This is a genomic window from Rhodococcus sp. NPDC006774 (genome assembly GCF_040636045.1).
Classification (GTDB): domain Bacteria; phylum Actinomycetota; class Actinomycetes; order Mycobacteriales; family Mycobacteriaceae; genus Rhodococcoides.
The window spans coordinates 31,098-56,191 of sequence record NZ_JBEYIW010000017.1 but is presented as its reverse complement, the minus strand read 5'-3'; the positions used below and the strand labels follow the sequence as shown (position 1 = coordinate 56,191).

The following is a 25,094-nucleotide window of genomic DNA, read 5'->3' as shown; positions in this document are numbered from 1 at the left end:
CCACCCTGGCTTGTTCAGGTTGCAGGATGTGTCCACAGAACTCGCCAGGTCACCGCGGGATCGAGTGGTTGTACTCCGGCCCAGCGTGGTCCAGAAGGTTGTGTTCGGCAATGCCGCCACCACCCCAACGGGGCGGTAGGTCTCGTGCGCGTCGCCGCCGACAAGAATGCTCGGACTCGCGCCGTAAATATCGGCTGGGATCGGTTCACTGTCGGGCACGCCGAGACGATAGCTCGCCTGACCGACAACGACGCACCCGCCACCCGCCTGGACAAGCCTGCGACCCAGGATTGCGCTACTCGGACTAGAGCTTCTGTCACTTGGACGAGCGAAGGCCGGGGCTGGAATGTAGATCGCAACTAGTGTGTAGTGACGTCGCCGGAGGAAGGATTCACGCCGTGAGCGCTGTCGATGTAGTGCTTGACGAGCTCAGAAACGAGCTGAACACCTCTATCGTTTCAACCCTCCTGGCCTCCCACGCGCTGGGATATTTCGCCGACGAGATGCGGTCTTGGGACAGCAAAGTCGGCCGACACCCACTCAACATTTGGCTGGGCGATCCCACGGTGCACTTCAATGACGCTGAAGACCCAGAGAGCCCGGACGCCGACCGACACACGCCTTCAGCCAGCATCCTGAGATCGGAGGCGTTGCGCATGATGGCCCTGCGGGGGCCCATAGAAATCAATCTAAGTCAGAGCTGGATCGTAAGTTTCTATGCCAGGTGGGAGGAGCACTTCAGGAAGCGACTTGCCGATGCGCACGGATGTGACGTCGAAGCTGTGATTTGTCCACCGCTTGGCGATCTCCGCCACCTACGCAATCTCGTGGTCCACAACGGCGGTGAAGTTGATTCCCGCTGGCGACGTAGCCAAGTATTTTCACACTGGTTCGAAGTCGGCGAGACGATCTACCTCCGAGGACATCACTTTCTGGAGTTCGAGCAAGCAATCCCATGGGAGGCACTCAAAGCGTCGACTACCTGAGACCTCCCTTCCTGCTCTAATTTCGAGCGGGCGGAGTAGTTGACGCTTACTGGCTGGGGCGGGGTCCAGCCTGACCTTCGTCGCGTTTAACTCGATGTGCGCGACTTCTGGGTATCGTCCGGCAGACTCACGGGTGCAACCTCCACCTGCTCTTCTCTCAAGGCCCAAAGTCAGGGCAAATTCCGTAGTAGCGCAGAGACTTACTGCATCGGAATGACAAGGTCTTGTGCATGACTAACCCATACTTCAGGAACGGCAAGCACCGCTTGCTGGATTCATACGTGGTCCACTTGGATGAGCTCGGAACGAGCATGGCCTTAAGCGCATACGACAATGACGCACTCGGGGTCTTTCTTAGCAGGACACAGGAACTCCGAGATGACCTTGAGTGGTCGGGTCTGCAGATCCATGCGTTCAGCGACAACGTACTTATTGGTGCGCCGCTCGACGACCCACAGTTCGATTGGGCGGAAGGTCCACATAGCCTCTTCCGGCCTGTCGCCCTTCACCAGTACAGGGCTGCTCTGCAAGGTGTCTACATTAGGGGGGCTTTGGCACGGGGGGCCTTGTACATGAGTGACCACCAGGTAACTGGGCGGGCCCTCCTAACTGCCTACAAGCTGGAGTCGGGGGTAGCACGGGTCCCGCGCATTCTTGCCACGCCCGAGGCGATAGCGCCGCGTCATGTAACCATCAAGGCCTTCGGGGGCGACCCGCTCTCATCTCCGTACTCTCGCGACTTCGCTGTCGACGAGGATGGGTGGGCTTTCATCAACTACCTGTATCAGGCGCACGATGCGGAGACTGAGGACGAGCGCGCCACCCAATTGCAACAGCACGCTGAGCACATCGAACGCAATCTGAAGACGTTCGTCGAACCTGGTGGAATCCGAGACAAGTTCGTGTGGCTGGCGCACTACCACAACTGGGTCTGCTCCACGTTCTTTGATCAGACTGGCGTGAGCGACACCCTCCTGTCACTCCTACAACCCGGCGAGCGGAGCAGCCCACGGTTGTTTATGCGCTTACAAGACTGAACCCGCGCCCTGCCAGCATGTCTCAAAAACGATGGGTTAATGAGAGCTCCTCCGGCGAGAGAGGCCCAGGCAATGATGGTCACCCGACCATTAGCGGAGATTTCTCAAAAACCCGTCTCAAAACCTGTATTCTCATAACCTGCAACAGGGCGAGTTTTTGAGAAAATGGAGCGGTATGGCGACCATCGGCTACGCAAGAGTCAGCACTACAGACCAGGACCCGCAACTGCAGCTGGACGCGCTGTCGGAGGCCGGAGCCGTTCGCGTCTTTACTGACCATGGAGCCAGCGGCAGCAAGGCGGATCGACCTCAGCTCATGGCCTGCCTCGACCACCTTCGCGAAGGCGACGTGCTCACAGTGTGGAAGCTCGACCGGCTAGGCCGGGATACGAGGCATGTACTCGACGTCATTTCCGAGCTCACTGAGAGGAAGATCAACTTCACCAGCATTACGGAGGGCCTGCATACCGATGGCCCGATGGGTAGAGCCATGCTCACCATCATGGCCGCGTTCGCCCAATTGGAACGAGACACGATGATCGAGCGAACCCGCGCTGGCCTGGCCGCAGCAGCCCAGAATGGCCGGAGAGGTGGTCGACCTCGCAAGGTCGACGACGCTCTCGCTTTGAGGGCACGTGAGCTGAAATCCAAGGGCATCTCCGCTCAGGAGATCGCCATGATGCTGGGTTGCTCTTTAGCAACCGCCTACCGGCACCTCAGTACTCCTACCTGACCACGCACGCGGCGATCACGCGGGCAAACCATGTTCTCGACCCCGGTCGCTTGTTGGCTACGAACGCCGATACGGTGTCGGCGGCGGACGTCCGCCCCGGAACGACTAGCGCGGAACACGAGAAGCACCCGCCCCACCGGAGGTTGGGCTCCCGCGCTTTGTGGAACGATTCGGCCATGACTCAGCCCGCGGCCACAATCATCGCGTCCTGTATTGCACTAAGCGCCGCCCTTCTGGCTTTCATCGGTGTGATCGTCAACAACTGGAACCAGAACCGTATGGAGCGCGACCGGGCGAAACGCGAAACCGCAGAGCGCAGGAGACTCGAGCGGATCGAATTGTTCGTTGAGGTCTTGGCCGACATCGACCAGGTGCAAACCATTTTCGTGTACTCGGCGAACTTCGGAAAACGCGGGAACTGGCCGATGAAGGAATACGACGACACCGTGCCGACCAAGCTGCTGATCGAAGCGGTGCGGAAGGCCTTGACCACGTCATTCAAGCTTCAACTACTTGGCTTCCCAGAGCGCAGCGCCGACGTAGCCGCGTTCACGAAAGTTGTTCATGACGAGTTCCGAACCTTGCCGAGTGAGAAGGGCGTTGAAGGCACTGCCGATGCTGTCACAAGGATGAACAATGCACGCGACCAAGTCGCGGATGGCTTGCGATCCGAGATACCGTCCGTCGAACGCGAACGCGAACACGAGCCGAGTGCGTGAGAATATCGAGCCATGACTCAACCCGTCGCGACGATCATCGCGGCCTGCATAGCCCTCCTCGCCGCCGCGTTGACGCTCTTTGGCGTTTGGTTGAACCTTCGACACCAGGCACAGTTGGACACGAACAAGGCAGAGCGTGATCGACTCGCGACACGGCGGCAAGAACGAGCCGATCTATTTATCGACGTAATGACTGCCGTGCGACCGGCGTTTGCTCGCTACCAGGACGCCTATCACGTTGGCCGTCGGCAGCTCACTATGCCTGAGTTCGGCCTCGACGAGGAGGCACGGGCGGGCTCGTTTACTGACGCCGAGTTCGCCGCTATGACTGAGGACCTTGATATCCACTCGATGCGATTACGCTTGCTCGATTTTGGTTCCCAAGCAGATTTTCTGCAGGTGTTCTTGACCGTTCTCGAGGATGCGTTCATAAACGCGCAGATAGCCGTTCACCAGTTCTACGACGACGGTGTAGAACCCGTCGTCGACGACGCGACGCTTCAGTCCGAGATGCGAGCGGTGTACGAGGCACGGGGCAACCTGCTCAAGTCGATGCAAAACCAGGTCGAAGACGCCACACCATCAGCAAGCTGAGCCTCAAATTTTGGGTTTACGATGCGCGGCCAAGAACCAACCCCACCGCGACCAGTCCTGTGGCGTGCATCGCCCTTGCAGGAGGGTGGCCTCGTCACCGAACACGCGCCGTACGTGCTCCAGTCGGGGTGTCCCACGCGGCCGTCGCCTTGTCGGTAGTTGTGTTCGCTGGGGCGACGTCCGGTGCCACGCCGGTAACCCCGGCCGAACGATTCGCGAACTCGGTCGCACCCCAGCGAGGGTCTCGGCCGTCGTGGCCCACAGCGGGATTACATTGGCGGCACGGCGAACTGGCAGTGGGACGAGATACTCCTAGCCTGCGATCTGGTGGCGCAGAACGAATGGAAGGAGTTGCGACCGACAAGCCCGCAGGTCATCGAGCTATCGCAGTTCCTCCGCACTCAGGTCTCAGGTGCCGTGTTGCTGGACGATCCAGAGTTTCGGAACGTCAATGGCGTGTCCAGGAAGACCACCGACGTCATGACCGCCCACCCGGCCTACTCAAGAGCCAGGACGAAGGGCGGGCGCACAACCCAGGACGTAGTTACCGCGTACCTTGCACATCCCATCTTCCACCACCGCGCATCAGTCGAACTCCGCAAAGCCGGGACCTTGGCACGGGGTGAAGACCAAGACTTGACGTTCCAGGCCGAGGACGAGCCTGCGGCGATCGAAGGCCGAGTGGCGGAACGTCTCACTCGGATAAGGGAGCGTGATCCGAAACTGCGCCAGCAGAAGATACGCCAGTCGCAAGTACTTCATGGCGGGCTCGCTTGCGAGGTGTGCACATTTGACTTCGAGCAGTCATATGGCGCTCTCGGGTCTGGTTACGTCCAGGTCCATCACGTTGTCCCGCTGCACTCATCAGGCGAAGTGACGACCACACTGGACGGCCTTGCCATTGTCTGCGCGAACTGCCATGTGATGCTTCATCGTGGGGCCAACTGGAGGACACCGAGCGAGCTTCAGGCGGTTCTGGCTACTCGACCACCGTCTAAGAAGTGAAGGTGGTTGAGTCCGCGACTCTAATTCGTGGATCTAGTCGACCGAAGAACGACCACCACCGCGGTCGATTATGCCGCACGGCCTTGACCCCCTATGGGTCAATCTGGCGACGTCGTCTTCCCCTGGGTCCCGGACATCGCGTTGGCGTTCGTCGCTGAGCTGAACGTTCTCGCTTCGTTCCAGAAGAGAACGGGTGGTACACACATCCGAATCGCGTAGACGTTGGGCAGAATGCTTTCTCTCCACTCCCAGTGCTAGGCGAGGCTTAGAGCTGTCCCTGTTGTTACAGGAGACAGCTCTGTCATTCCCATTAGCAGTATGAGGATGAGGCTGTTGGGCTACGGATATTAGTCGTATGCCCCAGGACCGGAAAATGCCGGCGATGCAAGCTTATTCAGCTTCGGAGGTGATGCCAGGTCTGCCTTTGACTCATCACGCTCGACGGCTTGGACATGGCGTTCGCACCATGCAGAGAGCGATCCCGCTCTAACCGGGGACGACTCGGCTCGTGAAGCCGATACCACTGGTAACGTGTGGTCTGCGTTCGGTAGAAAGACCCTGGGCTCCCGGCTTGACATCGGGAGGTGCACCCGGGGTCTTTCTTTACCCGGTCGACGATACTCCGTGACGGCGCTCGCTGGTAGCTGCCTCGTGTACCAGAACTGCACTAGAACAACGATATTCGGCATTTGTGTCGGTTGCACCGTCGAACCAAGCTCCACCTCGTTTCGGCGGTGGGTTCAGACGCAGATGATTGCTAGTGAGACACTGGCTGTGAGCTTTGATTTGCATCGCAGCCCGGGATGCAAATCGCTTGCCGTTGGCTTTTCGCTATTCGGCTTGAATGTTCGTGGGGCAGCCTCGCTGTTGCCGCTTCCGTGGCAGACCGGGATCCCTCTCGCGTGAAAATGCGAAGCATCAACTGCTCCGCCTAATCAACCGGTGCATCCCACGTCGCGTCGCGGTCCGTTGTGCACCATCGATTCCACTGGTTCTTGTGCGGCTTGGCGGAGCAAAGGCCTCTGCCCTCGATGGAGCAGTTCTCCCCATGCGAGCGACGCCGACAACACAGAGCGGGCGATTAGCGGTTCAACGATGCCCTGCGCTGCGACCTCAAAAATTTGGCCGCGCCCAGGCGGCGAGCCCAAAATCTTCACAACGAAGCCCTGAGCTCCGGTGTCTCGATCCATGACTTTTCACATTCGCTGCAACCACCGAACCCTGAGCAGCGTGAGAGGCGGTCACCTGGTATTACGGCGACCAGGGCTGGTGACGAGGCCCAGCCGGGCGAAGGAACTCGCTGACGGCTGGACGGGCCTTCTCATGTCGAACCACCGATACCTGCCGCCGGCCTGAAGTGAGCTGGGTTCGACCACGAGGAGGCCGTTGCGCCCCCGAGATTGGATCGCGCTCCCGCAATTTGCGGGCATGAGTTGCAAGCCGGGTGCTCTGTACAGAACTTCCCAGGTGTTCATCGCTGTCTTTGAGGTCATCGTCGCGCCGAGTTCTTTCAGATCCCACATCGACCCGCCCCGGCTCGGATCGACCTTCAAAAGAACATGACCCTTGGGGACACGCAGGCCGATATTGGCGGTTGGGGTTCTCGTCCAGAGGTCGTGGACGATGTCATGGTTCCGGGTGGCGGAATCGACTCCACTGCGCGACAACGGATGTATGGACCCCGGCATCAGACAGACGACTTCAAAGCCGTCATTGACGTACCGGTGCGCCCACGCGTACATGTCGATCATCACTTGGAGGCCCAGAGGATGGCCGGACGACCGGATTCTGCGGGGAAGCCAGCTCTTGCGAGTCCATTCACCTCGATGAACCCAGCGCGGTCCGCGGCCGAGATCGCGCTTCCGATCTGACCTCGAAAATGCAGCTCGGGAGGGAGCGCACGATAAATCTGCGATGCGGTGAACTCATGGCACGAGCGCACGGCGGCGAGCAAAAGGCGGTCGATGGCCTTGGCCGCCAGGGCAACAAGCCAATTCTTCACTTCGGCACGCGCCGCCTCCGCGAACTCGCCGATGTTTACAGCATCGATATGGGCGACGAGGCCGTCCCCATAGACGGTGCCGAAAGCCTCCATCAATTCCGCGTTGCTAGTCAGGGCGTCAGCCTCGTCAGTCCGACTCAGAACATTCCGGAGGAGAGCCAGCGAATTGACCTCGTCGCACTCGGATTCGTCGAAGAAGTCGTCTAGCAATGTCGTTGGCCAGTTCGCTGCGGCCTTCCCGTCCAACCAGCTGGTCCGGTCGTTTCGTGTTTCATCTTCACTTATCATCGGTTCGTCCTTCGTCTGAAATGTGTTTGTGCGGGGACCACAGGCATTGGTTGCCATACGGGGTCGAACTCAACGCTCGGTTGGAATGAATCGCGTGTCGGTACGGATAAGAATGTTGTCCTTCTCCCACGCGTCGAACTTGTCCAGCGGGTAGCGGATTTGCCTACCGAGCCTTAGGAATGGCGGCCCGCCGCCCTTGTAACGCAGCTGCGCCAGCTTGGACGGAGTCACCTGCAGGATTTGTGCCATTTCCTCTACCGTCGCGTGACTCGAACTTGACGTCATCCCAGTTCCTCCTCAATCGTCTGACTTCTACGTTGCCTGAGCGAGTATGAGCTCAAACCAACCCCAGTGTCAACCATCTGGGTTTCAAGTAGCATGTGGTGAATGAACGACCCCCAATCGCTGACAGACGTCGTTGGAAGCAATCTGAAGCGGCTGAGAACCGAGTCAGGGTGGACACTGGAAGCGGTATCAGTTGTCGCACGTAGAAGAGGTCTTCGATGGTCGCCAAGCAGAGTCGCGGACATGGAGGGCGGTCGAGTCGCAGCTACTCTGCCTACCGTTATTGCGCTCACGGTCGCGCTGAACGACCTATTGCATGAGTCCGTGACCGTGGGAGATCTGCTTTCCTCCGACCTACCAATCGAGGTCAACCCATCGCTTGAGGTCGCGCCCACCAAACTTCAGTCCTGGTTCCTCGGTGAGCCAGCCGAACTCCCAACGAATAAGCTCATTGGGCCGCTACGGCTTCAACTCGGCAGCTCTGGCGTCCCTTACGATCTTGAGGCGTTCGGAGACCTGGAAGGCGTCGACCGACCGCTCGTCGAACAGATTTACGCGACGTTCGGACAGACCGAATCACGTATCAGCGACGGGCTAACTATCAGCCCAATCCGTCTCGCAGTCTTGTCGGCAAAGCTTTGGGGCCGGTCGTTCGCCTCTGAGCGAGACTCACGGGCCGGTGCGCACGCGAATCCGCAGAAGCGTGGCCGCATCACCCGTGAGCTGAAAGACCAACTGCGGCAGGAGATTGACCGACGTGGCGACAGTCGATAGTTACTCCACCGCCGGCGGGAAACGTTACCGAGTTCGGTACCGCACCCCGGATCGTAGACAGACTGACAAGCGCGGATTCAAGACCAAGCGGGACGCGCAAGCATTTGCCTCGACGGTGGAGGTTGAGATGATGCGCGGCGAGTACGTTCCGCCGGGACTGGGCAGGATCACCGTCAGTGAGTTCGGCCCGCAATGGCTGTCCCGGAAAGAAACTGACCTCAAACCGTCCGCTTACAAGTCAATCGAGACTGCGTGGCGCGTTCATGTCTGCCCACGATGGGGCACCACGCGGCTTGCGGACATCACGCTCGATTCTGTCGAGCGGTGGATCGCCGATCTAGGACGCTCAGGTAAGGGTGCCACCGTAGTAATCCGGGCTTACGGCGTATTGGCTGGAGTGCTCGACTCAGCCGTTAAGGCTAAACGTCTTGCGAAAAACCCGGCACGCGGTGTGGAGAACCTTCCGCGGAAACAACGGAAGTCACATGTCTACTTGTCCCATACCGAGGTCCACGAGCTTGCTGACGCATCCGGTCAGCACCGAGTGCTCGTGTTCGTTCTGGCTTACTGCGGCGTTCGATGGGGTGAGGCAATCGGACTTCGTGTCCGTCACCTCGATCTCCTCCGCAAGCGTCTGAACATCGTTGATAACGCGGTGCAGGTCGACAACCAGATTCACGTCGGCACTCCGAAATCACACAAGTCGAGAGCAGTCCCGGTGCCGGCCTTTCTCGTCGAGGAGCTTGCGCGACTATGTATTGGCAAAGATCGAGATGACCTCGTGTTCTCAGGACGCAACGGTGACTACCTTCGACGGTCGGTGTCGTCCACGGGTTGGTTTACACGAGCGGTGGCGACGTCGGGAGTGCCCCGGCTTACGCCTCACGATCTTCGACATACGGCGGCGAGCCTGTCGATCAGTGCGGGTGTCAACGTGAAGGCGCTTCAGCGGATGCTCGGACACGCGTCCGCAGCGATGACCCTCGATGTCTATGCTGACCTCTTCGACGACGATCTGGACGCCGTGGCGGTAGCTCTTGATCGTGCCATGTCGGCGCAGGTTGTGGGCAGATCGTGGGCAGATCAACCAACCGACACCGAAATAGGAGTAGAGAAAAAGCCCTGACCTGCACCGTTGGGTGAGATCAGGGCTTCGTTCCTTGGCGGAAGCGGAGGGATTTGAACCCCCGGACGCTTTTACACGTCTCTCGCTTTCAAGGCGAGTGCATTGGGCCGCTCTGCCACGCTTCCGTGTGCGATCTTAAACGGCCGGGCGGCCCGAGGCCCAATCGCCCCTCATCGTCCAGCCCTCATCGTCGCGGTGCCGAGCCGGACGCGTCCATCGCGGCGTCGACCTTCTCGAAGATGTCGCCCAACACCTCAAGTTCGTGGGGCGAGAGGATGTCGACGAGGTGCTGACGGACGCCGCGGACGTGGGTGGGTGCCGCCTCCGCCAATCGCCGACGGCCCTCGTCGGTGATCACCGCGAGCACGCCTCTGCCGTCGTTGACGCAGGTACTGCGAGACACCATGTCCTGGAGTTCCATTCGCCTGATCTGATGCGTCAGGCGACTTCTGGAGGACAGGACACCGTCCGCCAGCTCACTCATTCTGATGGAGCCGTCGACCGATTCCGACAACATCACCAGGATGCGGTATTCGGCCATCGACAGATCGTGGCGATCCTGCAGATCCTTGTTCAATACCCCCATCAATCGTTGCCCGCCGTCCATATAGGCGCGCCATGCTTTCATTTCCGCAGTGTCGAGCCACTGCGGGTCCCCCCCGGGACCAATGGCTAATTCGGCCGTCACGCGTGTCATCTTAGGCAGGAAATCTACCCACGAGTAGGTTGACGCGGTTCGAGGCCCTGTTCGGTACAGCGCCCTAAGGTCGAAGAATGACCGATCCCAACATCGACCCGCCGTACGTTGCCGCCGCCGACCGCTACGAGTCCATGCTCTTCCGCCGAGTGGGCTCACGTGGCCCCCGACTTCCGGCGGTGTCGCTGGGACTGTGGCACAACTTCGGTGACGACGTACCGCTGATGAACCAGCGCGCAATCCTGCGTCGCGCATTCGATCTGGGTATCACGCACTTCGATCTGGCCAACAATTACGGCCCGCCGTACGGCAGCGCGGAGAAGAACTTCGGTCGCATCTTCGCGGAGGATTTCGCCGGATATCGCGATGAGCTGATCATCTCCAGCAAGGCCGGCTGGGACATGTGGCCCGGCCCGTACGGCTTCGGTGGCTCTCGCAAATACCTACTCTCCTCGCTCGAACAATCGTTGACGCGGATGCGACTCGACCACGTCGACATCTTCTACAGCCACCGCCCCGACCACGACACCCCGATCGAAGAGACTGCGGGCGCACTGATCAGCGCTGTGCAGCAGGGCAAGGCCCTGTACGCGGGCATCAGCTCGTACAAGCCCGAGGGCACGCAGAAGATGGCGGAGCTGCTCGCCGACGCGGGTGTTCCCCTGTTGATCCATCAGCCGAGCTATTCGATGGTCAATCGCTGGATCGAACCCGAACTGCTCGGCACTCTCGACGCGATCGGCGCGGGCGTCATCGCGTTCTCACCTCTGGCCCAGGGCATGCTCACCGACAAGTACCTCGACGGTGTCCCGTCGAATTCGAGAGCAGCGCAGGGTAAATCGCTGAATCCGGACTGGCTCACCGATGACCACATCGGGCATCTCCGGGCGTTGAACGACATCGCCGCCACTCGCGGCCAATCCCTCGCGCAACTCGCCCTGAGCTGGGCCCTGCGCGACCCGCGCGTGACCTCGGTACTGATCGGCGCATCGAGCGTCGAACAGCTGGAGAACAACGTGGCGGCATTGAAGAACCTGGACTTCACCGACGCCGAACTCGCCGAGATCGACACGCATGCCGAGGACTTCGGAATCAACCTCTGGGACCTGTAGGAGCGCCTGCGGCAGTGGAGGCGCAGTATGGAGACATGCGTGCCATCACACTCAGAGAATTTGGCGATCCCGACGTCATGGAATGGACCGAGGTTCCCGACCCACGTCCGAGCCGCGGGCAGGTGATCGTCGATGTTTCGGCCACCGCCGTCAACCGCGCCGATCTGATGCAGCGTCAGGGCAATTACCCACCGCCTCCAGGGGCCAGCGACATCCTCGGCCTCGAGTGCTCGGGCATCATCTCCGAACTCGGCGAGGGCGTCAGCGGCTGGAACGTCGGCGACAGGGTCTGCGCTCTGTTGGCCGGCGGTGGCTACGCCGAGCAGGTCGCCGTACCCGCCACTCAGCTGTTTCCCATTCCTCGGGGCCTCGATCTACATGTGGCAGCGGCACTTCCGGAGGTCGCCTCCACAGTGTGGTCCAACCTGGTGATGGATGCACACATGCGTTCGGGGCAGGTTCTGCTCGTTCACGGCGGCGGCAGCGGAATCGGCACTCACGCAATCCAACTGGCCAAGCAGATGGGCGTGACCGTCGCCGTCACCGCCGGATCGAAGTACAAACTGGACATGTGCGCCGATCTCGGAGCAGACATCCTCATCGACTACAAGAACCAGGACTTCGTCACCGAGATCCGTTCACAGACACAGGATCACGGTGCCGACCTGATCCTGGACAACATGGGAGCGAAGTACCTCGACCGCAACCTCGACGCATTGGCGATGGACGGCACCGTCGTCACCATCGGTATGCAAGGCGGCGTGAAGGGTGAGCTGAACTTCGGCAAACTCCTCGCCAAGCGAGGCTCGGTGCACGCAGCCGGGTTGCGCGGCCGACCCGAAACCGGGCCGTCGAGCAAAGCGAACATCGTCGCAGACATGACCGCGCATCTCTGGCCGATGATCTCCGAGGGTCGCGTCACCGCCGTCGTGCACGCCGAGATCCCGATAACCGAAGCAGCGCAGGGACATCGAATGCTCGACGAGGCCGAGACCATCGGGAAAGTGATCCTGCGAATCCAGTAGCGCCCAGGTCGGCGGTCGTGCGCGGAACCTCGTAGTGGGCTACGAGGCCGGAGTGGAGCCTGCGGAACGACCCGGAGGCTCCGGAGTGGAGCCTGCGGAACGACCCGGAGGCTCCTCGCGCACGTGCGGCGAAGCCGCTCTAGAGGGCGAGCGCAGTGAGCGCTTTGACGAGCTGATCGATTTCGTAGCGGGTGGTGTACGGAGCCAGACCGATGGTGACGGCACCACCCTCGTCGTTGACGCCCAAGGCGTCGAGCAGCCGACTGCCACCGTGGACTCCGCTGACACTGCCGATTCTGGCCTGCGCGAGTTGCTCGGACACCTTCACCGCTGGCATGCCCTCGACGGTGAAGCTCAGGGTGGGGATGCGCGTCGGTGCGTTGCCCAGCACCATGACGTGGTCCAGAGAATCGAGCGCCTTCATCAGGTAATCGAAAAGACCGTCGTGGTAGTGCTGCAACGATCCGATCGACAGTTCGAGGCGCTCGCGACGCGTCCCGGTGGCTGCGTCGTCCAGATTTGCCAGGTAGTCGATGGACGAGACCACGCCCGCCAACAATGCGTACTGATGGGCGCTGACCTCGAGCCTCTCGGGTCCCTTGGCCGACGGGTTCAACGACATCGACGGCAGCTGTTCCAGGAGCGTCGGGTCGCGGAAGATCAGCGCACCGACCGACGGCCCACCCCACGCGGCCGTGTCGATCGCGACGATGTCGGCCCCGAGTTCCTTGATGTCGACGTGGGCGTACGGGGCAGCTCCGGCCGCGTCGACCACGATCAGGCCACCGACCTCGTGCACCAGATCCGCCGCGACCCGAACATCGGGCGCACTACCGACGATCGGCGACGCCGCGGTGACCGCAACGAGCCGAGTGGTGGAGGTGATCAGGTCGTCGAACTGCCACGTGGGCAACTCGCAGGTATCGATCTCGACCTCGGCCCATCGCACGTGCGCGCCCGAGCGGCTGGCGACCCGCAGCCACGGTGCAACGTTCGCTTCCTCGTCCAGACGCGAGAGCACCAGACCGGTTCCCAACCCCAGCCGCGAGCTCATCGAATCCGCGAGCCAGGACAGCAACGTCGCGCGGTCCGGACCGATGACCACGCCGGACGGGTAGGCACCGACCAGGTCGGCGATCGCGACGCGAGCAGATTCCAGCAGAGCTGCACTGCGCTTGGCCGAGGTGTTGCCGGCCGAATGATTGGAGGCACTGTGCCGAAATGCGGTGGACACAGCGGTCGACACGCGGTCCGGGATCAGCATGCCCAGCTGAGGGTCGAGATGAATCCACCCGTCACCGAGCGAGGGGATGGAACCTCTCACTCGTGCGACGTCGTAACCCATGCCGGACACTCTAAGCGCCGACCGGTGAAGCATGTGTTCCACGTCCTGTTTCCCCAGGGAACGGTTGCCCACCTCGCACGCTCGATCCTCCCGGCCTCCACTGTTCCCGACGACCGAACCAGGATAATCGCCCCGGACGATCGCGCAACGGCGAGCGACGCGTAAAGATGGATATATGACTCAATCCGAGCCGAACAGCGCATCCGAGGACCATGTCGTTGTGATCGGCCCCAATGGAGAACCACTCGCCCTGAGCCGCGAGGAAGCGACGGCCGCTGCGGCTCGCGCCGCCGGATCCTCCGCGAACGACGGATCGGACGATGGCTCGGGCCTGTCGGAGATGGTCGAGCAGCCCGCGAAGGTGATGCGCATCGGCACGATGATCAAGCAACTTCTCGAGGAGGTGCGCGCCGCACCGCTCGACGACGCGAGCCGGACGCGGCTCAAGGAAATCCACAAGTCGTCCATCCACGAACTCGAACAGGGCCTCGCACCGGAACTGCGCGACGAACTCGAGCGCCTGGTACTGCCCTTCGGCGACGACGTGGTCCCCACCGACGCGGAACTGCGCATCGCGCAGGCTCAGCTCGTCGGCTGGCTCGAAGGCCTCTTTCACGGCATCCAGACGGCCCTGTTCGCTCAGCAGATGGCCGCGCGGGCTCAACTCGAACAGATGCGGCAGGGCGCGTTGCCTCCCGGTGTGATGGGCGCTCCGGGTGGCGGCCAGGGTGGCGGGGGCCACGGCGGCGGCGGTACCGGCCAGTATCTGTAGCAAGCTCGGAATGAGCGCAGTCTCCGAAGAGAGGTAGTGTCGACCGTCGTGTCGGCACCAGCGAAGGATCCCGAGAGCGAGGCAGGAGATCACATGCCTGCTCCGGTTTCGGACTCACAGACTTATCGGCGCGCTTTCGGCGACCTGAGAACCGGTTTCAGCCAGCGCGAACTATGGCTGCATCTCGGCTGGCAGGACATCAAGCAGCGGTATCGCCGGTCGGTGATCGGTCCGTTCTGGATCACCATCGCCACCGGTGTGCAGGCAATCGCCATGGGGCTGCTGTATTCGGTACTCCTGGACATCGACCTGCGCTCGTTCCTGCCGCACGTCACCGTCGGTCTGATCATCTGGAACCTCATCAGTGCCGCGATTCTCGAAGGCGGCGACGTCTTCGTCGCCAACGAGGGTCTGATCAAACAGCTGCCGAGCGCGCTGAGCGTGCACGTCTATCGGCTGGTGTGGCGCCAGCTGCTGCTTCTCGGCCACAACATGCTGATCTACGTGATCATCATCGCGATCTTCTGGCCTGAGGGCGGGCTGCACTGGACCGTGATCTTCGCGATCCCCGCGCTGGTTCTGATCCTGCTGAACGCGGTGTGGGTATCGATCCTGTTCGGCATCGTCGCCACCCGCTACCGCGACATCGCACCGATCCTGAACAGCTTCGTCACGCTGATGTTCTTCATGACGCCGATCGTGTGGACCACCTCGGGACTCGAGTCGATGGGCGGCGAGGCCGCGAACCGCGCCAAGCTCGTCGAGATCAACCCGCTCTTCCATTACCTCGACATCATCCGGGCCCCATTGATCGGCGAGGATCAGCAGGCGTACCACTGGTACATCGTGCTCGGCTTCACCGTCGTCGGATGGGCGCTGGCCATCGTCGCACTCAAGAAGTACCGGGCCCGCGTGCCCTACTGGGTTTAGGGGTATTCGAGTTGTCCATCAGCATCAGCACCCACGACGCGTGCGTCGACTTCCCGATCTTCGACGCCAAGACGCGGTCACTGAAGAAGGCGTTCCTCGGCAAGGCCGGCGGTGCCATCGACCGCAACTCCTCCGACGTCGTCGTCGTCGAAGCTCTCAAGAACATCACGATGAACCTCAAGGACGGCGATCGCGTCGGACTGGTGGGACACAACGGTGCGGGCAAGTCGACGCTGCTGCGTCTGCTCTCGGGCATCTACGAGCCGACGCGGGGCAGCGCCACCATCCGCGGCCGCGTCGCGCCGGTGTTCGATCTGGGCGTCGGTATGGACCCGGAGATCTCCGGCTACGAGAACATCATCATCCGCGGCCTGTTCCTCGGGCAGACCCGCAAGCAGATGCTCGCGAAGATGGACGAGATCGCCGAATTCACCGAACTCGGCGACTACCTCGACATGCCGCTGCGTACCTACTCGACGGGCATGCGCGTGCGCGTCGCGATGGGCGTGGTCACCAGCATCGACCCAGAGATCCTGCTGCTCGACGAGGGCATCGGAGCCGTCGACGCGGAATTCATGAAGAAGGCTCGGCTTCGTCTGCAGGAGTTGGTGAAACGATCGGGAATCCTTGTGTTCGCCAGCCACTCCAACGAATTCCTGGCTCAGCTGTGCGACACCGCGATGTGGATCGATCACGGTCAGGTGCGGCAGCAGGGCGGGATCGAGGACGTGGTGCGTGCATACGAGGGCAACGACGCGGGAGACCACGTCGCGCAGATCCTGAAAGAGATCGAGCGGGAAGACGCAGCGGGAGTGACGCCTGCGGAACGACCGGATGGGCAAACCGGTGCCTGACCGGATCATCGGGGTCATCGTCACGCACAAGCGGCGTGAGTTGTTGGCTCTCTCGCTCGACGTCATCGGCGCACAGACGCGTCCGCTCGATCATCTGGTCGTCGTCGACAATGCCGACGAGACGGCCGTACGCGAACTGGTGGAATCGATCGACCTGCCGACGACGTATCTCGGCTCGCAGCACAATCTGGGCGGCGCAGGCGGGTTTGCCCTCGGAATTCTGTATGCGCTCTCGCTCGGTGCGGATTGGGTGTTCCTCGCCGACGACGACGGCCGCCCCGAGGGCCCGAAGGTACTCGAGACTCTCTACGACTGCGCCCTCACCCACGGATTGGACGAGGTCTCCCCCGTCGTCTGTGACATCGCCGACCCGGACCGGTTGGCCTTTCCGCTACGTCGCGGCGTCGAGTGGCGTCGGCTGCGGTCGGAATTGATCGACCCCGAGAATCCCGATGACGACCTCCTCGAAGGCATTGCGTCGCTGTTCAACGGAGCACTGTTCAAGGCGTCGACGATCGACGCGGTGGGCGTGCCGGATCTACGGCTGTTCGTGCGCGGCGACGAGGTGGAAGTACACCGTCGATTGCAGCGCTCGGGCCTGAAGTTCGGCACCTGCCTCACCGCGGCCTACGTCCACCCCAACGGGGCCGAGGAGTTCAAGCCGATCCTCGGTGGCCGGATGCACACGCAGTACCCGGACGACGCGACCAAGCGCTACTTCACGTACCGCAATCGCGGCTACCTGATGTCGCAGCCCGGCATGCGAAAGCTGCTGCCGCAGGAGTGGATTCGCTTCACCTGGTTCTTCCTGATCACCACCCGCAACCCGAAGGGTCTGGCCGAGTGGTTCCGGTTGCGCGGGCTGGGGCGTCGGGAACACTTCCGCCGACCCTGACGCTGCCTCCAAGGGGTGCGCGCACCCACGTGATACCGCTACCGTGTGCCCATGACGGAACCTCGGAAGCTCGCTGATCGCATCAAGTCGTCGGCACGGGAGAAGCTTCAACGAGCGATCGGCGAGGTTCTGGCTCAGCAGACCGCCCAGCTGGCCGAGCAGACCAACGATCAGCAGGCGAAATTGCTCGACGTCCTCGAACGCCAACGCCGTGAGATCGACGATCTCCACGCATTCATCCGCGGCCTCGAAATGCGGATGCGTCGCGACATCCCGTACGCGTCCGACGTCGAAGCAGCCGCTCAGAGCGCCGAATTCGCCGAAGAGATGATGCCGCAGGCCCCGACGTTCCTGCGGCCGCACGCCACGCTGCGATTCGCGCTCGGCGAAGTCTCCATTCGCGGCATGGCCCTCGAATTCGGGGTCGCCAGCGGCACGACGCTCGAGATCATCGCCGAGGAATTGAGCGCGCGCAAGGACATCACCGTCGTCGCCGGATTCGACGTGTTCTCCGGCCTTCCCGAGGCCTGGCGTACGGGCTTTCCGAAAGGACTGTTCGAGCAGGACACCATCCCCGAGGTGCCCGGGGCGCAGATCGTCCCCGGTCTGTTCGAGGACTCGCTTCCGGGCTTCCTGAAAGGTCACCACGAGAAGTTGGCGTTCCTGCACCTGGACGCAGACCTGTACTCATCGACGGTCACCGTGCTGGATCTGGTGGCCGACCGACTCGCGGTGGGCACCGTCATCGTGTTCGACGAGTACTTCAACTTCCCCGGCTGGCGCAACCACGAGTACCGGGCGTGGACGGAATTCGTCGCACGCACCGGTACCGAGTTCGACTACCTGGGTTACACCGCCGACAACGAGCAGGTCGTCGTGCGGATTCGTACGGCTCCGAAGACGCTGACGGACTAGCTCGCGCCGAAGACCTACCGCACCAGCCGCACTATCTGGGTGACGTGCACCGTGTGTTGTTCTTCCACGTGGAATCCCGCTTTGCGGAGTTCCAGGTAGTCGGATGAAGTCTCGAAGTCCGAGGGCGGCAACACCCAGGTGTCGTTCGAGGTCAGCCGCACGGTTTCGGCCTCGCTACGATCCCGGTCTGTGAAATACCAAATTACCTGGCACCCAGAGAGTTCCGGCTCGAGCTCCGAAAGCGGCCGTTCCTCGTCCCACAGTTGACCCGACTCTGCTGCGCCCTTCGCGAGGCCGATACTGCGGGTTTCGCTGAACGATGACGGATCGACATCCTCGACCAGCCGCTGCGAGGACGGGTTCCACGCGGCACGTCCGAAGAGAACACAGTCTCCCGGAGCGACATTGGCTGCAGCGAACTCGTTGGCATCACTGAAATCCATCTGGAGCGGCTTGGCCCACGCTGATCTCTGCTGCAGATATGCCGGCAACGCGGCCAATGCCAAGGCTCCGATGAGCACCACCGACAGCCATCGCGGCCGACTCAACCGATCGAGGGCGACCCCGAGCAACAAGGCCACGGCAGGCGTGGTGAACGTGAAGTACCGGTCGAGGTAGATCGGTGATCGAACGATCGAATAAATCACCATCATGGCCATCGGTACGAGAATCCATGGGAGTGCGACAGGCAGGGGCCCGTTGCGCCAGTCCGCCGAGTCTGCTTTGAATATGGTCGAAACAACCAGCGCAGCAACGAGAATGACTCCAACGAGCAATCCGAACAATGGCGCGCCGAGAAACCATTGGTACTCCAGCACCACCCGGGGAAAGTTGCCGTCGATAGGCGGTATCCATCCAACCTGGGTCGCCTGCCTGAGGACGACCTTCAAGAAGACGGCGGTGACCACCAGCGCCGTGGCGACAGCGGTCGCCCACTGTAGGAAAGACGCCTGAAACCGACGGCGTGCCGCCATGATCAGCAGGTGTGCTGCCACCAGGGTCGCCAGATACACGAACAGCACAATCGATACTGCGAGCATCGCGCTGTAGAGAACCCACCACCACCGCGAACGGGCATGCAGCGCAACGAGAAATACTACTGTCAACCACACTGCTGCGGTGGCCGTCAACGCGTAACCACGCGCTTCGACCGCAGCCCACAACACTCTCGGCAGCAGCGCGAACGCAACACCGGAGAGCAGAGCGACTCGCAGTGTGGACAGCCGCGCTGCAAGCACCACCACTCCCGCCGCAGCCAACCCGACAGCCACAGCACTCGGAAAACGCATCGAGAACTCAGAGAAGCCGAATACTCGCCCCCACATATGCATTCCGACGTAATAGGCACCGTGGACGATATCGGTGCTCCGCAGCAGCTCCAGCAGCTCGCCGAACGAGCGACGACTCGAGTACACCGTGGCGGCCTCGTCGTACCAGTACGACGGAACCCACGAAGCGGCGACGCCGATCACGAATGCAAAGACCGCCACGACGGGCGCGAGCACTCCAGGGGTGCGCTGACCCCTGAGCGTCATACGTCGGTCGAGTACAAGCGAGCCCAATTCTCTCGGCTCGTCAGCTTCGGTACGGCGGCACGGTACGAGGCAGCAACCGTCGGCGTCTCGGTGCGCAAACGCTTGAGTGCGGTCACCCCGCGCTTGAGCAGCTCGGACGCATGTGCCTTGTTGCGCTTGCGAACTCGCACGCCTTCCTGCGAGCGATCGGTGACGATCGCGTGCGAGAACAGCGAGACGTGCCACCAGTGCGCGTCGTCCGCGGAGATGGCAACAGGACCGGGATTCACCGTGCCGCGCCACTGATTGATCACGCGCTTGGCGAGTACCGCGAATTCGAGTTTGGTGTTGGGCGTCGGTCCCGCCGGAGTGATGAACATGTCGGCCGGACGCACTCCGGGAACATCGTTCGCGTTGTGGCGCTTGGTTTCTCCGTATGCGGCACGTTCACGCCGGATGGAACCGGCAGCGTCCATTCCGCCGTCGAGCAGATGATCGGGGCCGGCCAGGAAGTCCTCGACGGCCTTGATCAGCGTGTACGCCATGCCGTACTGCATCGACACCAGGTACCGCAGCAGATCGGTGAACAGCTGCTTGGCGAGCGCGCGCCCGTCGAGTTCGATGTGCAGGGCCGCGGTGATCATGCCGTTGCGCAGGTTGAAGTAGCGGTGCCACTCGTCCCAGTCCTTCCACGCGAAGTCGGCATGCCACACCGCTGCGCCCGGAAGCGTCACGGTAGCGAATCCGTTTGCACGAGAACGGTATCCGTACTCGATATCGTCCCACTGGAAGAACAGTGGCAACGGGTAGCCGACCTGCCCGACGATCTCGGACGGAATGAGGCACGACCACCACCCGTTGTAGCCGGCGTCGACGCGGACGTCCTGCTGCCGCTTGCGCTTGAACGCACTCTTGTCCGAGATCGCGTTCTTGACGTGCACTCCGGCTTCGAGCTTCTGCAGGTTGGCCACCTCGGCACCGACATGAACACGATCGGGGTGCAGCAGGTACAGCATCTGCGCGCCGATGATCGCCGGCTCGACGGTCATGTTGGCGAACGAGTTCATGCGCACGATCGCCTCGGGCTCGCACAGCACGTCGTCGTCCATGAAGATCACGTTGGCCGGATCGCCGCCCTTGCCCTGCACCTCGTAGAGGCCACGGGTGAACCCGCCTGCCCCGCCGAGGTTGGGCTGAGTGATGTAGACGAGCTTGTCACCGAGCTCGGCCGCGACGCGCTGGAACTTCTCGCGCGTCTGCACCTGATCGGTGCCCTGATCGACGACGTAGACGTTGTCGACCCCGAGCAGGGCGATGGGATCGTCGGCCATGGCAGCGACGGTGTTGGCACAGTCGTCGGCGCGGTTGAACGTGCAGATCACCACCGAGGTGGGACGCAGCTTCTCCGGCGCGGCGACGGTCCATTCCGCGTCCTGCACCGACAACTCACTCGACGTGGTGGTGAAGCGGACGTACAGCGCGCCGCCGTCGAGGAACTGCGTCGTGGCGACGGGAACGGCCAATTGGGTCGACGCGTTCGCGGAATCGACCGTTGTACTGGCCATCGTGCGCTCGTGACCCTTGTAGTCCGTGGCCACCAGATCGATCCGACCCGCACCGGCGACGGTCGCCCGGAACACCACCTCGGTGACGGTGGTCCACCGCTGCCAGTAGCTGGCCGGGAACCGTCCGAAGTAGCTGTTGGTGTGCAGCACGCTGCGCTTGGCGATACGAACGCCCGTGCGGGTGCGCTCGGCATTGCCCTTGCCGACCGAGCTGTACATATCGGCACTGACCAGGGGCGACGGACCGTCGAACAGCAGTCTCTGAACTGTCAGTTCGGGCTCACCGTCACCGCCGGCAACAGCCGACACATCCGATGCGGAGCCGAGACGATCGAGAGCAGTGCCGTCCATACCGAGAAGTACCCCATCCGGTTCGAGTAATGACAGTTCGAGCGAAGAACATGTGCGGCCGTGTCGACAAGAAGACCACTGACCATGGTTGCACAGCCCCCGACCGATCCGTCAGACGCACGCCGCGCCGACTTCTGTCGTCCGAGTCGGACGGCGACGGAAGGGTGGCCGATTTCGCCAGGTCAAAGCCCGAAGGACCCATTCGAGCGGTCCATAGCGGAAGTGCGACAACCAGATACGGCTCAGCACGGACTGCACGGTGATCACGACGAGTGCGATGCCGAGCGCGGGGTACACCGACTCGGCCTCGAACAATCCGAACCCCCAGGCAGCGGCCAGTACGACGAACGACGCGGATACGTAGTTCGTCAGGGACATCTTGCCGAGTGGATCGAACACGGCTCGCAGCCCAGCGCGGATCGGGGCCCACTGCCACGCGAGCGCGAGGATGCCGATGTATGCCAGCGCCATGGCCAGACCGGCTCGAGCACCGGGAAGAGAGAAGCGCGGATCACCGGCGCCCGCAGAGATGTAGGACATCATCAGCGGTATCGCGGCCACGCCCGCCACGCAGGTCAGCACCAATCCCGGCACCACGGACTTCTCCATCATCGCCGGCACTCCCAGCTGCGCGGCGCCCGCCCCCACGAGCAGCAAACCCGGCAACGAGTCGAACCCACCACCGAAGAAACCGAAGCTCGCGACGGTCAAGGCACAGCCCACGACCACGTTGACGAGGGCCGGTGCCCACACGACCAACGGCATCACAATCAGTCCGACGATCGCATACGCGCGGAGAATGTCACCTCCGTACGCCAGCGAGTGCACCACCCCGATCAGTCCCAGTCCGAGCATTCGGAACATCAGCGGCTGCCACGCACCCACACCGCGTCGACGGGCACCGTCGGCGATCAGATACATCGACACCCCGAACAACAGGGTGAAGATCGGAACGAACCGGGATTGCACCGTGTAGTCGAGTAAGCCCCCGCCTGTTGTTTCGGCGGAGATCTCGGTGATGTCCAGGACGTTGACCAGCAAAATCCCGAACAGAGCGAACCCGCGAAGCGAGTCCATGAAGTGGTATCGAGTCATGATGAACAGTCTTCGGTCTCGGCGGTCGATCCACATCGGCCCAGCGGATGGTCTCGATCATCCGAGCGAATGATCGACAATGACTCTCGCGACCGATGGAAACCTTGTCGACCGGCGACTACACCGCTCGTCCGCACGCCACGGTTTCGGTTCCCGGCCACCTCGAGAGATACAGTCGAGTGTCTTTGCCCGAACTCACGGAGTTGACCCTTGACCCCCACGGATACCCCGATCGTGCGCGCCGCCCTGCCCGACAGCAGGAAAGAGCGCCTCGTGTGGGGAGCAGCGGTCGCTGCAGTCGTCGTCCTCGGTTATCTCCTGGTTCTCAGCGTCGATCCCCGGTTCTTCTACATCGACGACACCGAATCGGGTGCCGTACCCAACTGGCTCCAGCTCGGACGCATCATGCGCGACGGGCAATTCCCCTCGCTGGTGCTCGATCAGTGGATGGCGGGAAACTACCCGGTCGAGGGCCAGGGCGGCCTGTGGAACCCGGTGCAAATGGCGATCAACTACATCTCGCCGTCGATCGACAACCTGGTGCTGCTGGCCACGGTCGTCAAACTGGGCTTCTCGATCCTGTTGGCCTGGGGCGTCTTTCGCGTCGCTCTCGCCTACGGCGCGCGGGCCAACTGGGCTGCGGTCGCCGGTGCCAGCGCACCGTTCGTCGGCTTCACGCTGTTCTTCGAGAACACCTCGTGGGTGACCGCACTGATGGGCACCGCATGGATCATGAACGCGTGGGCGAGCTCGGTGTCCTACGCCCGCGGACGCAGCGGCCCGATCATCCCGTTCGTGTTCCTCTACCTCGCCATCAGCGTGGGATACGTCCACGCCGCGGTGATGGCCGGAGTGATGATCGGATCCGTCGCCATCGGCGAACGACTGTTCCAGCGGCTGTGGCGTCCGGCACTGAAGGTGTGCGCGGTAGGTATCGCTGCCGCGGCCTGCGGAGCCGTCACCTTCCTGCCCGGAGTGCTCACGTCCGCGGTCACCTGGCGTAGCGGCGACGAAGGCACGTTCAACGACAACTTCCTGACGGCACCGTGGTCGGAATCGCTCACCGCGAGCATCCCGACCGCCGTGACGAGCATCGAATCCTGGGCGGGCGAGACCACCGAATCTCCGGTCACCTACATCGCCTGGTTCGTCGTCCCCGCGCTGGCGTTCATCGCCTGGCGTCGGGTGCCCGCGGCTCTGCGCGAGCTGGCTGCCCCGCTGATCATGCTGGCGTTCGCCCTGATCTTCACCGCAGGTCCCAGCGACATCGGGCCGATCCGCTGGCCCGCCCGCATTCTGCCGTTCGTCGCCCTCGTCGCACTGATTCTCGTGGTCACTCTGATCAGCCGGTACGGAACTCTGGACAAGCTGCGGCCACGGCTGCTCGCGGCCGGCCTGCTGACGCTGGTACTGCTGCTGCGCGCTGGTTCGTCGGGCCCGGAGTTCTTCGGTCGCCACATCCTCGCGGCGCTGGTGATCCTGCTCGTCGGCGCACTCGCGCTGCTACTGGCCCACCGGTTCTCCACCCGGGCCACGGCGGCACTGCTGCTCGTGACGATCGCACCGGTCGCGATGTACCAGGTGGCAACCTACGAACCACCCTTCGACAAGTGGTGGCTGCCCGCGTCCCAGTCCGAGGCCAAGGCCGAGTTCCCGCAGTGGCAGGGCGCGACCCTGCAACTCGGCAGCCGTGCCCTCACCGAAACCCAGGCCGACGGACCCGACGACCCCCGGCTGCCCTGGCACTCCCAGGTATACGGCAACTCCGCCAAGATCATGGGCCTGGACTACGTCAACGCCTACACTCCCGTCGGCTATCTCGACTTCGCCAACCTGCTGTGCTTCGAGCACGAGGGATCGACCTGCACGGACGCCTTCCAGCGAGTCTTCGAGATCGAGCCGTACACCGGCAAGACGTACGCCGATCTGATGCAACTCGATCGAATCGTGCTGCAGAAGAACCAGTATCCGCTCGCGAACTCCCGGCCCGCACCCGCAGGCTGGATGTGGGTGACCGCTCCCACGCCCGAGTCCGCTCGCCAGATCTACGTCCTCGAACGCGTCGACGGGTTGATTCCCGCGTCGTCGGGACGCGTCGTCGCGACCGTGAACGCCACGGCCGAACCCCGATCGTCCGACGCGGACTCGGAGCACGTCGACGTCAGCGCACCCAACGGCGGCAGCGTCGTGTTCTCACGTCTGGCGTGGCCCGGCTACACCGCGACGCTGAACGGTGAAGAGCTGCAGACGAAGGGACTGGCCGACATCTTCCTGTACGTCGACCTTCCACCCGGTACCGAGAACGCGGACCTGCAGATCACCTTCCGGCCGCCCGGCGAACGACTCGGACTGGCCGCGATGGCGGGCGGAGTGATCGTCCTGGTCGGGCTCGTGGTGCTCGATGTGCGACGACGCAGAAGCTCGAATTCTCCGGAGTTCGGCAGTACGACGTCCAGCAGATAAGGTCAGACCTCG

At 62.4% G+C, this 25,094-nt stretch carries 24 protein-coding genes and 1 tRNA gene; 16 read left to right on the top strand and 9 right to left on the bottom strand.

All coding sequences use genetic code 11. The annotated features are described in order from the left end of the window. Window positions 1-398: 398 nt before the first annotated feature. The 6 genes from ABZ677_RS21510 to ABZ677_RS21485 all read left to right on the top strand — a co-directional run bounded on the left by ABZ677_RS21510 (window position 399) and on the right by ABZ677_RS21485 (window position 5,074). On the top strand, window positions 399-986 hold the full coding sequence (locus tag ABZ677_RS21510; RefSeq protein WP_358373042.1) for a hypothetical protein: 588 nt from the start codon (window positions 399-401) through the stop codon (window positions 984-986). Between the two features lie 230 nt (window positions 987-1,216). Beyond that, a complete protein-coding gene (locus ABZ677_RS21505; RefSeq protein WP_358373039.1) occupies window positions 1,217-2,023 on the top strand; it encodes a hypothetical protein in 807 nt (268 codons plus the stop codon). Between the two features lie 175 nt (window positions 2,024-2,198). Then, window positions 2,199-2,756 carry a recombinase family protein gene (locus ABZ677_RS21500; protein ID WP_358373036.1) on the top strand — a complete coding sequence of 186 codons (558 nt, stop codon included), beginning with the start codon at window positions 2,199-2,201 and terminating at the stop codon, window positions 2,754-2,756. Window positions 2,757-2,932: 176 nt separating this feature from the next. Next, window positions 2,933-3,475, top strand: a complete 543-nt coding sequence (locus tag ABZ677_RS21495; RefSeq protein ID WP_358373034.1) for a hypothetical protein — start codon at window positions 2,933-2,935, stop codon at window positions 3,473-3,475. A 12-nt stretch (window positions 3,476-3,487) separates the two neighbouring features. Beyond that, complete coding sequence (locus ABZ677_RS21490; RefSeq protein WP_358373031.1) at window positions 3,488-4,069, top strand: hypothetical protein; 582 nt, start codon at window positions 3,488-3,490, stop codon at window positions 4,067-4,069. 327 nt (window positions 4,070-4,396) lie between these two features. Beyond that, window positions 4,397-5,074, top strand: a complete 678-nt coding sequence (locus ABZ677_RS21485; protein WP_358373028.1) for an HNH endonuclease — start codon at window positions 4,397-4,399, stop codon at window positions 5,072-5,074. A 1,241-nt stretch (window positions 5,075-6,315) separates the two neighbouring features. Here ABZ677_RS21485 and ABZ677_RS21480 read toward each other — a convergent pair. From ABZ677_RS21480 to ABZ677_RS21470, 3 genes are all read right to left on the bottom strand, one after another. Continuing rightward, window positions 6,316-6,825 (bottom strand): bifunctional DNA primase/polymerase, encoded by a 510-nt coding sequence (locus ABZ677_RS21480; RefSeq protein WP_358373165.1) that lies wholly within the window; start codon window positions 6,823-6,825, stop codon window positions 6,316-6,318. Next, window positions 6,825-7,364, bottom strand: coding sequence for a hypothetical protein (locus ABZ677_RS21475; RefSeq protein WP_358373025.1), 540 nt, complete (start codon window positions 7,362-7,364; stop codon window positions 6,825-6,827). The genes ABZ677_RS21480 and ABZ677_RS21475 overlap by 1 nt, the downstream gene beginning before the upstream one ends. A gap of 69 nt (window positions 7,365-7,433) precedes the next feature. Next, on the bottom strand, window positions 7,434-7,649 hold the full coding sequence (locus ABZ677_RS21470; RefSeq protein WP_358373023.1) for a helix-turn-helix domain-containing protein: 216 nt from the start codon (window positions 7,647-7,649) through the stop codon (window positions 7,434-7,436). A gap of 102 nt (window positions 7,650-7,751) precedes the next feature. Between ABZ677_RS21470 and ABZ677_RS21465 the strand changes: the two genes are divergently transcribed. Then, window positions 7,752-8,423, top strand: coding sequence for a helix-turn-helix transcriptional regulator (locus ABZ677_RS21465; protein WP_358373020.1), 672 nt, complete (start codon window positions 7,752-7,754; stop codon window positions 8,421-8,423). Next, window positions 8,407-9,549 (top strand): tyrosine-type recombinase/integrase, encoded by a 1,143-nt coding sequence (locus ABZ677_RS21460; RefSeq protein WP_358373017.1) that lies wholly within the window; start codon window positions 8,407-8,409, stop codon window positions 9,547-9,549. Before ABZ677_RS21465 ends, ABZ677_RS21460 begins: the two co-directional genes overlap by 17 nt. A 35-nt stretch (window positions 9,550-9,584) precedes the next feature. Here the strand turns inward: ABZ677_RS21460 and ABZ677_RS21455 are convergent. Together ABZ677_RS21455 and ABZ677_RS21450 are read right to left on the bottom strand one after the other, a co-directional pair. Beyond that, window positions 9,585-9,674 (bottom strand) — tRNA-Ser (locus ABZ677_RS21455). A gap of 59 nt (window positions 9,675-9,733) precedes the next feature. Further along, on the bottom strand, window positions 9,734-10,177 hold the full coding sequence (locus ABZ677_RS21450; protein WP_358373014.1) for a MarR family transcriptional regulator: 444 nt from the start codon (window positions 10,175-10,177) through the stop codon (window positions 9,734-9,736). A gap of 146 nt (window positions 10,178-10,323) precedes the next feature. Here ABZ677_RS21450 and mgrA point away from each other — a divergent pair, with 146 nt between their 5' ends. Both mgrA and ABZ677_RS21440 read left to right on the top strand, forming a co-directional pair. After that, window positions 10,324-11,358, top strand: coding sequence for an L-glyceraldehyde 3-phosphate reductase (gene mgrA / locus ABZ677_RS21445; RefSeq protein WP_358373011.1), 1,035 nt, complete (start codon window positions 10,324-10,326; stop codon window positions 11,356-11,358). A 35-nt stretch (window positions 11,359-11,393) separates the two neighbouring features. Next, window positions 11,394-12,383 (top strand): NAD(P)H-quinone oxidoreductase, encoded by a 990-nt coding sequence (locus ABZ677_RS21440; RefSeq protein WP_094740667.1) that lies wholly within the window; start codon window positions 11,394-11,396, stop codon window positions 12,381-12,383. A 139-nt stretch (window positions 12,384-12,522) separates the two neighbouring features. On the opposite strand, the gene ABZ677_RS21435 is transcribed toward ABZ677_RS21440, so the two are convergent. Further along, complete coding sequence (locus ABZ677_RS21435; RefSeq protein ID WP_037187257.1) at window positions 12,523-13,728, bottom strand: cysteine desulfurase-like protein; 1,206 nt, start codon at window positions 13,726-13,728, stop codon at window positions 12,523-12,525. Between the two features lie 175 nt (window positions 13,729-13,903). Here ABZ677_RS21435 and ABZ677_RS21430 point away from each other — a divergent pair, with 175 nt between their 5' ends. The 5 genes from ABZ677_RS21430 to ABZ677_RS21410 all read left to right on the top strand — a co-directional run bounded on the left by ABZ677_RS21430 (window position 13,904) and on the right by ABZ677_RS21410 (window position 18,094). Continuing rightward, window positions 13,904-14,500 carry a bacterial proteasome activator family protein gene (locus ABZ677_RS21430; protein ID WP_037187254.1) on the top strand — a complete coding sequence of 199 codons (597 nt, stop codon included), beginning with the start codon at window positions 13,904-13,906 and terminating at the stop codon, window positions 14,498-14,500. 93 nt (window positions 14,501-14,593) lie between these two features. After that, window positions 14,594-15,430 carry an ABC transporter permease gene (locus tag ABZ677_RS21425; RefSeq protein WP_358373007.1) on the top strand — a complete coding sequence of 279 codons (837 nt, stop codon included), beginning with the start codon at window positions 14,594-14,596 and terminating at the stop codon, window positions 15,428-15,430. 17 nt (window positions 15,431-15,447) lie between these two features. Then, on the top strand, window positions 15,448-16,284 hold the full coding sequence (locus ABZ677_RS21420; protein ID WP_358373162.1) for an ABC transporter ATP-binding protein: 837 nt from the start codon (window positions 15,448-15,450) through the stop codon (window positions 16,282-16,284). After that, on the top strand, window positions 16,265-17,179 hold the full coding sequence (locus ABZ677_RS21415) for a glycosyltransferase family 2 protein (protein ID WP_358373005.1): 915 nt from the start codon (window positions 16,265-16,267) through the stop codon (window positions 17,177-17,179). The genes ABZ677_RS21420 and ABZ677_RS21415 overlap by 20 nt, the downstream gene beginning before the upstream one ends. Before the next feature lie 51 nt (window positions 17,180-17,230). Beyond that, window positions 17,231-18,094: a TylF/MycF/NovP-related O-methyltransferase gene (locus ABZ677_RS21410; protein ID WP_358373003.1), complete on the top strand. Its 864-nt coding sequence runs from the start codon at window positions 17,231-17,233 to the stop codon at window positions 18,092-18,094. A 14-nt stretch (window positions 18,095-18,108) separates the two neighbouring features. Here the strand turns inward: ABZ677_RS21410 and ABZ677_RS21405 are convergent, their stop codons facing one another. From ABZ677_RS21405 to ABZ677_RS21395, 3 genes are all read right to left on the bottom strand, one after another. Next, entirely contained in the window at window positions 18,109-19,629 is a 1,521-nt protein-coding gene (locus tag ABZ677_RS21405; protein WP_358372999.1) for a glycosyltransferase family 39 protein, read from the bottom strand. Further along, entirely contained in the window at window positions 19,626-21,524 is a 1,899-nt protein-coding gene (locus ABZ677_RS21400; RefSeq protein WP_358372996.1) for a glycosyltransferase, read from the bottom strand. The genes ABZ677_RS21405 and ABZ677_RS21400 overlap by 4 nt, the downstream gene beginning before the upstream one ends. A gap of 111 nt (window positions 21,525-21,635) precedes the next feature. Continuing rightward, the gene (locus ABZ677_RS21395) at window positions 21,636-22,619 is read right to left on the bottom strand and encodes a DUF418 domain-containing protein (RefSeq protein WP_358372994.1); all 984 of its coding nucleotides are present in this window, start codon (window positions 22,617-22,619) and stop codon (window positions 21,636-21,638) included. A gap of 210 nt (window positions 22,620-22,829) precedes the next feature. Between ABZ677_RS21395 and ABZ677_RS21390 the strand changes: the two genes are divergently transcribed. After that, window positions 22,830-25,082, top strand: coding sequence for a hypothetical protein (locus ABZ677_RS21390; RefSeq protein WP_358372992.1), 2,253 nt, complete (start codon window positions 22,830-22,832; stop codon window positions 25,080-25,082). Window positions 25,083-25,094: the final 12 nt, after the last annotated feature.

What these genes read in the sequence shown, in the direction of transcription:
- ABZ677_RS21505 (WP_358373039.1), top strand. Translation starts at nt 1,217, where the DNA reads ATGACTAACCCATACTTCAGGAACGGCAAGCACCGCTTGCTGGATTCA.
- ABZ677_RS21500 (WP_358373036.1), top strand. Translation starts at nt 2,199, where the DNA reads ATGGCGACCATCGGCTACGCAAGAGTCAGCACTACAGACCAGGACCCG.
- ABZ677_RS21495 (WP_358373034.1), top strand. Translation starts at nt 2,933, where the DNA reads ATGACTCAGCCCGCGGCCACAATCATCGCGTCCTGTATTGCACTAAGC.
- ABZ677_RS21490 (WP_358373031.1), top strand. Translation starts at nt 3,488, where the DNA reads ATGACTCAACCCGTCGCGACGATCATCGCGGCCTGCATAGCCCTCCTC.
- ABZ677_RS21480 (WP_358373165.1), bottom strand. Translation starts at nt 6,825, where the DNA reads ATGATCGACATGTACGCGTGGGCGCACCGGTACGTCAATGACGGCTTT.
- ABZ677_RS21475 (WP_358373025.1), bottom strand. Translation starts at nt 7,364, where the DNA reads ATGATAAGTGAAGATGAAACACGAAACGACCGGACCAGCTGGTTGGAC.
- ABZ677_RS21470 (WP_358373023.1), bottom strand. Translation starts at nt 7,649, where the DNA reads ATGACGTCAAGTTCGAGTCACGCGACGGTAGAGGAAATGGCACAAATC.
- ABZ677_RS21465 (WP_358373020.1), top strand. Translation starts at nt 7,752, where the DNA reads ATGAACGACCCCCAATCGCTGACAGACGTCGTTGGAAGCAATCTGAAG.
- ABZ677_RS21450 (WP_358373014.1), bottom strand. Translation starts at nt 10,177, where the DNA reads ATGAAAGCATGGCGCGCCTATATGGACGGCGGGCAACGATTGATGGGG.
- mgrA (WP_358373011.1), top strand. Translation starts at nt 10,324, where the DNA reads ATGACCGATCCCAACATCGACCCGCCGTACGTTGCCGCCGCCGACCGC.
- ABZ677_RS21440 (WP_094740667.1), top strand. Translation starts at nt 11,394, where the DNA reads ATGCGTGCCATCACACTCAGAGAATTTGGCGATCCCGACGTCATGGAA.
- ABZ677_RS21435 (WP_037187257.1), bottom strand. Translation starts at nt 13,728, where the DNA reads ATGGGTTACGACGTCGCACGAGTGAGAGGTTCCATCCCCTCGCTCGGT.
- ABZ677_RS21430 (WP_037187254.1), top strand. Translation starts at nt 13,904, where the DNA reads ATGACTCAATCCGAGCCGAACAGCGCATCCGAGGACCATGTCGTTGTG.
- ABZ677_RS21425 (WP_358373007.1), top strand. Translation starts at nt 14,594, where the DNA reads ATGCCTGCTCCGGTTTCGGACTCACAGACTTATCGGCGCGCTTTCGGC.
- ABZ677_RS21415 (WP_358373005.1), top strand. Translation starts at nt 16,265, where the DNA reads ATGGGCAAACCGGTGCCTGACCGGATCATCGGGGTCATCGTCACGCAC.
- ABZ677_RS21410 (WP_358373003.1), top strand. Translation starts at nt 17,231, where the DNA reads ATGACGGAACCTCGGAAGCTCGCTGATCGCATCAAGTCGTCGGCACGG.
- ABZ677_RS21405 (WP_358372999.1), bottom strand. Translation starts at nt 19,629, where the DNA reads ATGACGCTCAGGGGTCAGCGCACCCCTGGAGTGCTCGCGCCCGTCGTG.
- ABZ677_RS21400 (WP_358372996.1), bottom strand. Translation starts at nt 21,524, where the DNA reads ATGGACGGCACTGCTCTCGATCGTCTCGGCTCCGCATCGGATGTGTCG.
- ABZ677_RS21395 (WP_358372994.1), bottom strand. Translation starts at nt 22,619, where the DNA reads ATGACTCGATACCACTTCATGGACTCGCTTCGCGGGTTCGCTCTGTTC.